Raw genomic sequence first — 11939 nt, 5'->3', positions numbered from 1 at the left:
GTGCCCCGGGCGCCCGGCGCGCAGGGCCTGACAGGCGGCGACCAGAGCCGGGCTCTGCTTGCCGCCGTCGCACAGACGGTGCGCGTCCGCGCCGCAAATCTGGGTCGCGTCTTCGGTGTCGGATGCCAGAACGTCGCGCGCGACCTCCAGATCCTGATCCTTCGTGCGTCCCTCTTCCGCCGTCACCTGATCCTGCGTCTTGTGCATCTCCTTGAGTGCATCGATACAGGCCGGGCTAGCCTCGTCCGGGCTGGTCTGCAGAACCGCAAGATAGCGCTGGAGCAGCCGGCTGAGCATCGCGTTGTCACCGCCATCCTCCTGCGCGCGTGCCGCCGGCATCGCGATCAGCAGGGCAAGAATGGTCAGAACGCTCTTCTTCACGGTCGTCGGCCCCCGATCAACACGACATTTCGGCCCCACACACCGGGGGGCTGAACGGCGCACACCATGTCGCAGGGGGGCCGTGCTGACAAGCTTTCACCCTCTGTCCGTCGCTCTTTGATACGCGGGCCGAAGGTGCACCGTCCCTCCCGGCCGATGCGCAAGACCTGTCCCGGACGCGCGATTCTGTCCATGTGAATCGTCGACACCGTGCGATCGGCAAGGAGGGATGCATCCTGTGTCGAGACAAGGACAAGATTGCCCTGGCCCATCGTCCAAGCGGCGTCTCACGTGTGTCACGTGCGGCAGGGTTCAGACCGTTACAGGGTTCATCCATGATCACGACACGGGGCACACCGATGAACGCCGTGCAGATCATGACGGTGAATACCGCGGCGTCAAAGAGGGCGGCGCCACTGTCGCGATCAGGGGTGCTGTCGAATGCCGCCACGAGGAACGGACCGTCGATCAGCAGCAGCTCGGTCTCTGCGGCGCGCCCCACACGGCCGCCGCGGCCTGAAACAGCCCGAGAGACGTGGCGACACAAGAAAGCGATCGCGCCTCCCCGGTCACGCGCCCGCCCGTGCGGCACGGCGCGCGTTGAACGCGACGTCCCAGCCGTCATGGTCGGTCTTGATGGGATGATAAAGCCGCGCACGCTCTTCGAACGTGTCGGGGGCCTCGTGGAAATAAGCCGTGCGCGCGGGACGCCAGATGAAGGTGCCCGGGCGCAGCAACGTGTCTCCGGGCGTATTGCGATAGGTGGGTACATGGCTGCGCCCGCTGGTCGCCCCGTCACGCAGATCGCGCAACGACAGGCCTGAGGCGACGGTCACGGTGGGCAGAACGAACTCGTGGTGCCCACCCCACGCGGGATCGGACGCCGCCGCGCAATACCGTTCGATCAGGCGGCGCGACGCGCGCATGATCGGGTGAAACCCACGCCGCCACTGTGTACGTGCGACCGACGCGGGGGTGCGGGCGGTCGTCCAGTGATGCCAGCCCGGCTCGCTGTCCGGGCTGGTGACGGTCGTGGTCAGAAGATCGGTCGTATCCGTGGCGAACGGCGCGAAAAACTCCGCCCAGTGGCCCGCGTAATCGACGTCGTATTCCATGACCCAGACAAACCGCCGCGCGGCGGCCAGCGCGCAGGGCATGAACATCGTGTCGCCCAACCCGTTCATGATCCCGCCATTGGCAAGCATCTGGGCGTAGCGCGCGGGCATGATGCGTTCCGGTGGCGCGACCGGCAGATCCGTCTGTGGCGCGGGCATGTCCCCGTCATTGAGCACAAAATGCCAGTCGATCAGATGGCCGCTCTCACGCAGCAGCCGCTGAAAATGTCGTTCGACAGCCGCGCCGCGCACATGCGTGACGAACACGCCGGCCGATCGCGGGCGCACGCGCCGCTGCCACACGCGTCTCAGCAGTCCCGTCACGCATGCCCCCCATCGCTGTCCTGCCGATCGCATGATCTGCTACTGTGTGCACTTTAGCAATTAATAGGGCTGTGTTCGCACCCCGGTGCCGCCTTGCAGAAGGATCATGACCATGACTCAACGTGTTGCCGTCGTAACCGGTGGAAGCCGTGGCATCGGCGCGGCCGTTGCCGAACAGCTCGCGGCCGACGGCTTTGACCTCGTCATCACCTATGTCCGGGGCGCCGGCGCGGCGGAGGATCTGTGCCGCCGGGTGGAGGCGACCGGTCGTCGGGCCGTGGCCGTGCAGGCGGACGGCGCCACGACCGACGGCAACCGCGCCGTGATCGCCGGTGCGATCAAGGCGTTCGGGCGGATCGACGTTCTGGTGTGCAATGCCGGAATGTTCGACGCCAAGAGCATCGCGGACGCGGGGGTGGAGGACATCGACCGTGCGCTGAACCTGAACCTGCGCGCCGTGATGGTCGAGACGCACGAGGCCGTGCAGCACATGGAACGCGGCGGCCGCATCATTCTGATGGGCTCCGCCTTCGCGGGGCGCGCGCCGTTTGCCGGCCTGTCGCTGTATGCCGCGAGCAAAGCTGGGCTGCGCGGGTTCGCGCAGGGAGCCGCACGCGACCTCGGCCCCAAGGGGATCACGATCAATGTGGTCGAACCGGGGCCGATCAATACGGACATGAACCCGGCCAACACCGAAGGTGCCAAGGCGCTGGCGGCCTTCACGGCCACAGGCGCATACGGCGTGGTGCGGGACATCGCGCGCGCGGTCGCGTTTCTGGCCAGCCCCGATGCAAGCTACATCACCGGCGCGGCGTTTCCCGTCGATGGCGGCCTTCTGGCCTGAACCTCAGTCCGCGATTGCCGTCAGTGTCGCGTCTACCGCTTCGATCAGGATGTCGATATCGGCGTCCGTCATCGGGGTGGACAGCGCCATGAGGCCATAGGCCGCGATCATCACGCCCCGCTCCAGCAGGCCGCGATGAAACGCGGCCAGCCGCGCACGGGCCGTGGGGTCGGCATAGGCGCCGCGATAATCGTCGCCCGCCTCTGCGCTGAAATGCACTTTCAGCAGCGATCCGCACCCGACGCAGCGCCCGGGCAGGCCGGTACGCATGAAGGACGCATTCACCGCCGCCTTCACCCGCTCTCCCATGACGTCGAGACGCGCGAACGACTCCGGCGTCAACAGGGTCATCGCTGCCAGACCGGCGGACATCGTGACCGGATTGGCCGAGAACGTGCCGCCATGCGGCAGGACCGGCCGCCGACCGCGCGGATCGAACACCGCCATCACATCGGCGCGACCGCCAAGCGCCCCGACCGCAAACCCCCCGCCGATGATCTTGCCCATGGCCGTCAGGTCCGGCCGCAAGCCCAGCCGCCCCTGCGCGCCCCCATGGCCGAGGCGCAACGTGATCACCTCGTCCAGGACCGTCAGGGCGCCATGCGCATGGGCAAGGGTGGCCAGTCCGTCGAGGAACGCCATCCCGGCTGGCACGAGTCCGGCGCGATTTGGCATCGGATCGATCAGAACGGCCGCGATCGTTTCACCATACAAGGCAAACGCCGTCCGCGCTGCCGCAAGATCGTTCATCGGCACCACGATCACTTCGTCCAGCATGCTTTGCGGCGTGCCGCGCACGTACGCCACGGACGGCGCGGGCGACGTCCAACGCTCCGGCGGCGTATCCAGGCTTACTTCCACCAGATCGTACGAGCCATGATACGCGCCCTCGATCTTCAGGATGCGCGATCGGCCGGTGAACGCACGGGCGGCCTTGACGGCGGTCATGACCGCTTCCGTGCCAGAATTGGTGAAGCGTATCTGCTCGACAGAGGCGATGCGATCTACCAGCAGTTCCGCAAGCTCGATCTCGGCGGGCGTCGGTGCGCCGAACGCGGTACCCCGGGCTATCTGCGCCGCAGCGGCGGCGGTGACCGCCGGATGCGCGTGCCCATGGATCATCGCGGTGAAATTATTGATCACGTCCAGATAGACCCGGCCGTCTGCATCCGTCACCCGGCACCCTGCCCCTTGCACCAGATAGAGCGGAAACGGGTCGTAGAAGACCGTCGTGCGCGTGTTGCCACCCGGCATGACGCGACACGCACGCTCGTAGAGAGCCCGCGAACGGGGGGCAAAGTCGACGGACGGGGCGTCGGGCATTGGTGGGGCCTGATGATCGTGACGATCCCGCAACACTCACACACATTGTCCGCACCGCCAAGCGGCCGCGGGCCCTGGCAGCACTTCAAGCCGCCGGCGTTGCCGTGTCTCCAAGATCGAGGTAGGCGCGCTTGGCATCAAAGAACGCCCGGTTCAGGTCCAGTTCGCAGGCGATCACCGTCAGGCACGACAGTGCCCGGTTCAGGTCCATGTGCACGTGCAGATCGGTCTGCCCGGCCGCACTGTAGCGCAGGGCCGCGATCGCCTGCCGGGTCGCGCGCACGGTGCGCCCGTAGTGGCCGCCGAACCGGCCACTGAACTGCGCCATCCGCTCCATCATGCCGACCAGCGACTGCTGGCTGTGCTCCGGCAGGGCGCCGGACGCCATGATCTGGCGCAGACGGCGGACATTCAGCGCGATCGTCATCGACGACAGGATGCCCTTCAGATACGCGTCGATGACCGGCTCCGGCGCGCCCGTCCCGTTGCGCAGCAACCGCACGAACCGGTCCACGCCGCGGGCCACGACGTCGTTGCCCGCGTCCGGGTGGCGCCTGCGCGCCAGACCGCGCAGACTGCGCAGGATTTCCGCCCGCATGCTCCAGCGCAGCGCCGTCGGGTCCAGCGGCAGCACCACGCGAAAGGCGACCATCGCATAGGCGATGCCGAGGGCCAGCGGCAAGGCGGTGTTGAAATATATGATTTCGTCGACCTTGGTCTGGTTGCTCGGCGCAATCAGGATCGGCAGGAACAGGTTGTAGGCCACCGCGATCAGCGCCAGCGGCGGGGATGCAAACGCCATGCCGCCGAACAGCGTCCCAATCCCGAGGAAATACGCCAGCAGCTCGAAATCCGACGGACCGGCGAGCAGCCACAACCCCAGCACGCCGCCCCCGACAGCGGCCAGAAGCGAGCCGATCAGGAATCCGCGCGACGCCACGGCGGGCTGCTCGAGCGTCGAGAACAGGCTGCAGATGATCGAGACGAACATCAGGAAGAACAGGCCCTGCGGCCACGCCGTCGCGATCCAGATCACCCCCGCGCCAAAGACGGTCAGTGCCGCGCGCAGGCTGTTGCCCCCAGCCTGCCGCCAGTCGCGGAACGTGCGGATCGGTTCGTGGAAATGGTCATGGGCGATCGGATACTGCGTCTTCTGGAACTGGGTCACGGCCTCACCCAGGGCCGCCAGCATCTCGCCCAGCGCCGAGAGCAGCATGCGCTGGTTGACATGCGCGCTTTCGCTCACGGGGTCGGCGTCCAGCGCACCGGGACCGGCGACGCCGGTCGCCACCGCGCCGTGGTGCCACTCGTTCAGGAACGATCGTTCTATCGCGCTGGCGCAGTCACCGCGCAGGACCCCGACGTCGGCCAGTATCCCGCGTCCGTCGCCGACGGACAGGGCGTCGGCCATGCGCGCCATCAGGGCACGGGCGCGCGTGGCCAGAGGCGCGAAGTCCGCATCGTGAGGGTCCGCGCCCGAGCGGATCAGCGCGGCGATAGCGAGACCGCGTGACATCAGGTCGGCGACCCAGCCCATCGCCGCACGCGCATGGTCGCCCTCGTGCCCACGGTTGCGGCCCAGTTCCACCTCGGCGAATTCGACCTGGTCGGTCAGGTCGGCAATGGTGGAGAACAGCGCCCGTGTGGCCGAAAACGCCTCCAGATTGCCCCCCAGCAGCGCGCCCAGCGTATGCCCGGCCTGCGAGAGGGCGGTGATGAAGTTGTGGTTCAGTCGCTCATGCGCCCGCTGCTCCAACCGGAACTGAAACAGCGACGACACCGTCGTTTCCAGCACGATGCCCAGAAGAATGTAGGTCGCGCGTGCCATCGCGACCTCGAACACATGGTTCGGGTCCGCGACACCGTCGAGCGAAATGATCGCGTAGGTAAAGCCGCTCGCCCGCATGCCATGAATGCGGTAGTTGGTCATGGTGGGCGGCCCGGGCAGCAGCGTCCCGATAAAGCAGAAACTGCCGATCCCGGCCGCCAGCAGAAGGATGAACAGCAAGGGCTGCTGCGGCGTCGCCGCCACCAGCGCGACGGCACAGATGGTGCCCACGACCATGCCGAACAGGTGCCATCGCGCCTTGGCCAGACTCTTGCCCCGGCCGCCCTGCGCCACCATCCAGACCGTCAGTGCCGCCCACTGGGGGCTGCTGAGTTGCCACCACAGCGCGATTCCCAGCGCGATCACCGATGTGATCGCCGTGCGCAACGCGTAGCCGAAGTTAAGCAATCCCGGCTGATACAGCCAGCGCAAGCCATCGGTCGACGGCGCGGCGGGCCAGAGCGCTTTCCACGCCCGGCGCACGCGCATGACGACCGGCTGGACCGCGAGCGGAATTTCGTTCACCGGCGGGCCCATGGCGACCGGCTCTCGCCCGCGCTCCGGGCCTTGCACCCGGTCATGGCGTTGTGCCCGTCACCGCTACAGTTCCGTTTCATCGGCCAAAATCCTAGCAGTTCGCTCACTTCGCGGTTACGCTCCCCCCTACATAACTGCTGTCCGGGAAACGAATTGGTCCGACAGCCATCGTCCCCGCACGCGCCAGGAGCCCGATGTGACCGAACGCCCGCTGTTTCCCGATACGCCCGTGGACGCTTTCCTCTTTGACATGGACGGGACGATCCTGACATCCATCCTGGCCACCGAGCGCGTCTGGACCCGCTGGGCGCGACATCACGGGATCGACGTCAATACATTCCTGCCGACCATCCACGGCATACGCGCGATCGAGACGATACGTCGCCAGAACCTGCCCGGCGTCGACCCCGAGGCCGAAGCCCGCTGGCTGACCGAACAGGAACTGGCCGACACCGACGGCATCGCCCCCGTCCCCGGCGCACTGGCGTTCCTGCACAGCCTGCCACCCGACCGCTGGGCGGTCGTCACGTCGGCTCCCCGCGATCTCGCCCTGCGCCGGATCGCGGTGGCCGGGCTGCCGCTGCCGGACGTGCTGGTCACGGCCGACGACGTGACACGGGGAAAGCCGGCCCCGGACTGTTTCGAGCTGGGCGCCCGCCGGCTGGGCGTCGATCCGCGCCGCTGCGTGGTGTTCGAGGACGCGCCCGCCGGGATCGCGGCGGGCAAGGCCGCCGGGGCGCAGGTGGTGGTGATCACCCATACCCACCAGCATCCGGTCGACACGCCCTTCACGGCCGTGCCCGGATACGAGCATCTGCGCACCGCCGCCCGCGCGGACGGCACGATGTCCCTCGTCGAGATCGCGTGACGGGGCTCGCACCCCACGCCGTCTGCGTAAACTGACCCAGATCAAGGACGCGGGCGCCGACGCAGCCTATAATCCCGCACCCAATTGCAGGGCTGCCATGCTTTTCCCTGATGGCTGGGCGCGCCCGCTCGATCGGCCGGGGCGTGAGGGCGCGTCGGGGCACGGCCCGGACGCACCCCGGGTCGGGCAGCCACCCCTTGTACCCGCCACTTCGCAAACATGCCTGTCAAAACAAAGCAGAACCGGCATCCGACCGACCGGAACGCCCCTCGCTGACAAACCCACGGCATCCATCGAGTGGCACTCGTCTATATTCAATCGTTTATAGTCATGACGTATCAATCAGCAGAATACACATAGCTTTTATTTGACATACGTAAGCATCATAGCCGACACGCGCTTTATTCGCCGCTTTCGGCGCGCGATCACCTGATTGTCACTATCGGATCGATCTGCCATGTCGGGTGCATCATGGTGAACGATACGTCTTCTCGACATCGGGGTGCTTTCACCCTGCTCAAGCGCGCGGTCGGCGCGGCCATTCTCGCGGGTGTCGTGGGGGGCGGCGGCTTCCTCGCCTACGCCTGGTATCCGTCCATTGCTCCGATCGCCAAACCCGCCGCCTCGTCCTTCTCCGACGAGGCCGTGCGGCGCGGTGCGCTGGTCGCGGCAGCGGGATACTGCGCGGAGTGTCACACGCGCCAGGATCGCGGCGGCGGTCCGGCATTGGCCGGTGACTACGCGATGGAGACGCCGTTCGGCGCCATCTACTCGCCCAATATCACGCCCGACCCCGAAACAGGCATCGGTCACTGGTCCGAGGCCGCGTTCAAGCGCGCCATGAATCGCGGCGTCTCGCGCGACGGCAGCCATCTCTATCCCGCCTTCCCGTTCGACCATTTCACCAAGGTCAGCGATCAGGACGTTGCCGATCTCTACGCCTATCTGATGACGCGCGCGCCGGTGCATATGGAACATCGTGCCAACACCGTGCCGTTCCCGTTCAGCATCCGCCTGCTGCAGGCCGGCTGGAAACTGATGTTCTTCACGCCCGGACGGTTCAGGCCCGACCCGAACCACGACACCCAGTGGAACCGTGGCGCGTATCTGGCCGAGGGCGACGCGCATTGCGGCTCCTGCCACACCCCGCGCAACCTGCTGGGCGCGGAGAAAGCCAGCCACGCCTATGATGGCGCGGTCATCGACGGCTGGATCGCCCCGCCGCTGAACGACCACAACCCGACGCCGGTCGTCTGGACCGAGGACGAGCTGTTCGCCTACCTGCGTCACGGCGTCGCCCCGCTCCATGGCTCGGCCGCCGGTCCGATGGCGCCGGTTCCGCACCAGTTCCTCAGCCAGTTGCCGGAATCCGACGTCCGGGCGATCGCGCACTATTATGCCGATCTCGATCACGCCGCCGCCCGCGCCGGACAGGATCAGGCCGCCATCGCCGTCGCCATGGCCCAGTCGAAAATCGATTTGACCGGCCCGCAGACCGACCCGGACGCGCGCCTGTATCAGGGTGCCTGCGCCGCGTGCCACTACAACGCCGCGCCCGCCCCCGTGTCCGGGCGGCCGGAGCTCGCGCTGAACAACGCGCTGTGGCTGGATGAGCCGAACAACCTGTTCATGGTCATGCTGCACGGGATCGGGGCCGCCGAGGGACAGGACGGCATTGCGATGCCGAGCTTCTATGCCGGTCTGAGCGATGCCGACATGGCGCGGATCGCGGCCTATCTGCGTCGCACCCGCACCACCCGGCCGCCCTGGACCGATCTCGAGAAAAAGGCCGCCGCGATGCGCGCCACCCTGAAAACCCCGCCGATCAATGCCTCGCACTGATCCGGCCGCGCACGCAGGGGATACCACTATGAAAACGACGTTTGAACTCAACGGCAAACCCGTCTCGGTCGAGGCACCCGGCGATACCCCGCTGCTGTGGGTGCTGCGCGACGATCTCGACCTCACCGGCACCAAGTTCGGCTGCGGTATCGGCGAGTGCGGAGCCTGCACCGTCCATGTCGGCGGTCGCGCCACCCGGTCGTGCATCACGCCGCTGTCCTCGATCGAGGGGGCGGCCGTCACCACGATCGAAGGCCTCGATCCCGCGGGGGAGCACCCGGTGCAGGTCGCCTGGCGCGATATCCAGGTGCCCCAGTGCGGCTACTGCCAGTCCGGACAGATCATGCAGGCCGCGAGCCTGCTGAAGGACTATCCCCACCCCACGGATGACGAGATCGACGGCGTCATGGGCGGCAGCCTGTGCCGCTGCATGACCTATATCCGCATCCGCAAGGCCATCAAGCAGGCCGCGGCACAGGCCGCCGGCCAGCCCGGCGAACAGACGGGCGGAGACGCGACCCATGGGTAAACTCGAACGCATCGCCGCCCGACAGGATGGTCGCGCGCTGTCGCGTCGCGGCTTCCTGCTGACCGCCGGAGGCGCTGGTTTCGTGTTCGGGTTCGCCCGGCCGGCCAGCGCCGCCCAGACCTATCCCTCCGCCGTTCCCGGCGGACTGTTCGAGCCCACGATCTGGTGCGCGATCGGTCCCGACGGCACCGTCAACGTGAACATCATCCGCGCCGAGATGGGCCAGCACGTCGGTACCGCGCTTGCCCGCATCATCGCCGACGAAATGGAAGCCGACTGGGACAAGGTGAAGATCACGCAGGTCGACACCGACCCGAAATGGGGCCTGATGGTCACCGGCGGCTCCTGGTCGGTGTGGATGACGTGGGACGTGTTCCGTCAGGCCGGCGCCGCCGCCCGCACCGTGATGATCGAGGAAGGTGCGAAGCTGCTGGGCACGACGCCGGCCGCCTGCTCTGCCCGCAACGGCATGGTGACAGGCAACGGCCGCAGCATCAGCTACGGCGATATCGTGGCACGTGGTCGCCCCACACGGCAGTTCACGCCCGATGACATGGCCAAGCTACCGCTGAAACCCGCGACGGAACGGCGCCTGATCGGCAAGCCGGTCGCGGCCCTCGACATTCCGGCCAAGACCACCGGGCAGGCAATCTACGGCATCGACGTCAAGATCGACGGCATGGTCTATGCCCGGCCCAAGATGCCGCCGACCCGGTACGGCACGAAGGTCCTGTCGGTCGATGAGACCGAGGCGCGTACGATCCCCGGCTATCAGCGTCATGTGGTGCTGGACGATCCTTCGGGCATCGTGCCCGGCTGGGTCGTCGTGATCGCGAGCACTTATCCGGCCGCGATCCGCGCGGCCGACGCGCTGAAGGTCGAGTGGTCCCCCGGCGAGACGCACACGGTGACCGAGGCCGAGATCATCGCCCATGGCCACGCGCTGATCGCCAGGCCCGACGGCGGCACCTACGTGTTCGACGACAAGGGCACGCAGGATGCGCTGCACGAGGCCTCCCGAGTCATGGAGCGCAGCTACACCTGCGCGTCAGTCGCGCACTATCAGCTCGAACCCGTCAACGCCATCGCCCGCCACATCGACGGCCAGTGGGAGATCCATACCGGCAACCAGTGGCAGTCCCTTGTGCTGCCGCAGCTTGCCAAGGCGCTCGCGGTGCCCGCCGAACAGATCGTCATGCGGACCTATCTGCTGGGCGGTGGGTTCGGACGGCGGCTCAACGGCGACTACGCCGTGCCGGCCGCGCTGGCGTCCAAGGCGCTGGGCGGTGTGCCGGTCAAGCTGATCCTAACGCGATCGGACGACATGGCGTTCGACTCGATCCGCTCGCCCTCCGTTCAGACCATTCGCGCCGGCCTCGACCCGCAGGGCCACGTCACGGGCATGCGCTACGACGCCGTCGCGGGCTGGCCGACCGAGGTCATGGCACCGGCCTTCATGCAGAAAGGCGTGGACAACAAACCCTATGACCAGTTCGCCGTCGCGGGTGCCGACCATTGGTATCAGGTCGGGCCGATGCAGTTGCGCGCCATCAGCAACGATCTGGCCAACCGTACCTTCCGTCCCGGCTGGCTGCGTTCGGTCAGCGCCGGCTGGACGCCATGGGCGCTGGAGTCATTCCTCGATGAAGTCGCGCACGACCTGAAAAAAGATCCGCTGGCGATGCGCCTGTCGATGCTGACGGCACAGGGGCGCAACGCCGGCTCCGCGCCGGATTCCAACGGGGGCGCGAAGCGGCAGGCCGCCGTACTACAGCGTCTGGCCGACAAGATCGGCTGGGGCCGCACCACCCTGCCCGCCGATACCGCGCTGGGCCTTGCGACCAGTTTCGGCCAGGAGCGCGGCATGCCCACCTGGACCGCTGGCGCCGCACAGGTGCATGTCGATCGCAAGACCGGGGTCGTAACCTGCCAGAAACTGTGGCTGGTGATCGATGCTGGCACGATCGTCGATCCGGGCGGCGCACTGGCCCAGACCGAGGGCGCGGCCCTGTGGGGTCTGAGCATGGCGCTGTTCGAAGGGTCAGAGATCGTCGGGGGCACCATACGGGACCGAAACCTCGACACGTACACGCCGCTGCGTATCCCCGATGTTCCGGACATGGACATCGAATTCGCGGACAGCACCGAAAAGCCAATGGGACTGGGCGAGCCGGGCGTCACCGTCATTGCACCCGCGATCGGCAACGCAGTGTTCAATGCCGTCGGTGCGCGTCTGCGGCACCTGCCCATCAGACCCGAAGCCGTGCTGGCGGCCCTGCACGACACGACCACGGCCTGAACCGCAAGGCAGCCTCCCTGATCAAGCCATTGTGACATTTTATGTCATA

9 protein-coding genes are annotated in these 11939 nt (G+C 67.2%); 5 read left to right on the top strand and 4 right to left on the bottom strand.

From position 1 onward, the window contains the following. Positions 1-381: hypothetical protein (locus HUK82_RS05240; RefSeq protein ID WP_176612941.1), on the bottom strand; the 381-nt coding region annotated here is incomplete at its 3' end. Positions 382-950: 569 nt separating this feature from the next. After that, the gene (locus HUK82_RS05235) at positions 951-1820 is read right to left on the bottom strand and encodes a hypothetical protein (RefSeq protein ID WP_176612940.1); all 870 of its coding nucleotides are present in this window, start codon (positions 1818-1820) and stop codon (positions 951-953) included. A 112-nt stretch (positions 1821-1932) separates the two neighbouring features. On the opposite strand from HUK82_RS05235, the gene HUK82_RS05230 reads away from it, so the two are divergent. Beyond that, the gene (locus HUK82_RS05230) at positions 1933-2664 is read left to right on the top strand and encodes an SDR family NAD(P)-dependent oxidoreductase (RefSeq protein ID WP_176612939.1); all 732 of its coding nucleotides are present in this window, start codon (positions 1933-1935) and stop codon (positions 2662-2664) included. A 3-nt stretch (positions 2665-2667) separates the two neighbouring features. Here HUK82_RS05230 and HUK82_RS05225 read toward each other — a convergent pair whose 3' ends face one another. Both HUK82_RS05225 and HUK82_RS05220 read right to left on the bottom strand, forming a co-directional pair. Further along, a complete protein-coding gene (locus tag HUK82_RS05225) occupies positions 2668-3987 on the bottom strand; it encodes an aspartate aminotransferase family protein (RefSeq protein ID WP_176612938.1) in 1320 nt (439 codons plus the stop codon). A gap of 85 nt (positions 3988-4072) precedes the next feature. Then, on the bottom strand, positions 4073-6340 hold the full coding sequence (locus tag HUK82_RS05220; RefSeq protein WP_264802249.1) for an FUSC family protein: 2268 nt from the start codon (positions 6338-6340) through the stop codon (positions 4073-4075). Between the two features lie 208 nt (positions 6341-6548). Here HUK82_RS05220 and HUK82_RS05215 point away from each other — a divergent pair, with 208 nt between their 5' ends. The 4 genes from HUK82_RS05215 to HUK82_RS05200 all read left to right on the top strand — a co-directional run bounded on the left by HUK82_RS05215 (position 6549) and on the right by HUK82_RS05200 (position 11890). Then, positions 6549-7220, top strand: a complete 672-nt coding sequence (locus HUK82_RS05215; RefSeq protein ID WP_264802248.1) for an HAD-IA family hydrolase — start codon at positions 6549-6551, stop codon at positions 7218-7220. Between the two features lie 513 nt (positions 7221-7733). Beyond that, positions 7734-9062, top strand: coding sequence for a cytochrome c (locus tag HUK82_RS05210; RefSeq protein ID WP_246495165.1), 1329 nt, complete (start codon positions 7734-7736; stop codon positions 9060-9062). Positions 9063-9090: 28 nt separating this feature from the next. Next, on the top strand, positions 9091-9591 hold the full coding sequence (locus HUK82_RS05205) for a (2Fe-2S)-binding protein (protein ID WP_176612935.1): 501 nt from the start codon (positions 9091-9093) through the stop codon (positions 9589-9591). Beyond that, the gene (locus HUK82_RS05200; protein ID WP_176612934.1) at positions 9584-11890 is read left to right on the top strand and encodes a xanthine dehydrogenase family protein molybdopterin-binding subunit; all 2307 of its coding nucleotides are present in this window, start codon (positions 9584-9586) and stop codon (positions 11888-11890) included. The genes HUK82_RS05205 and HUK82_RS05200 overlap by 8 nt, the downstream gene beginning before the upstream one ends. Positions 11891-11939: the final 49 nt, after the last annotated feature.

The organism is Ameyamaea chiangmaiensis (assembly GCF_013376175.1).
Classification (GTDB): Bacteria; Pseudomonadota; Alphaproteobacteria; order Acetobacterales; family Acetobacteraceae; genus Ameyamaea; species Ameyamaea chiangmaiensis.
This window is presented reverse-complemented; position numbering and strand designations above follow the sequence as displayed.

Coding starts and splice junctions, on each gene's coding strand:
- HUK82_RS05230 (WP_176612939.1), top strand. CDS start 1,933: ATGACTCAACGTGTTGCCGTCGTAACCGGTGGAAGCCGTGGCATCGGC.
- HUK82_RS05225 (WP_176612938.1), bottom strand. CDS start 3,987: ATGCCCGACGCCCCGTCCGTCGACTTTGCCCCCCGTTCGCGGGCTCTC.
- HUK82_RS05205 (WP_176612935.1), top strand. CDS start 9,091: ATGAAAACGACGTTTGAACTCAACGGCAAACCCGTCTCGGTCGAGGCA.
- HUK82_RS05200 (WP_176612934.1), top strand. CDS start 9,584: ATGGGTAAACTCGAACGCATCGCCGCCCGACAGGATGGTCGCGCGCTG.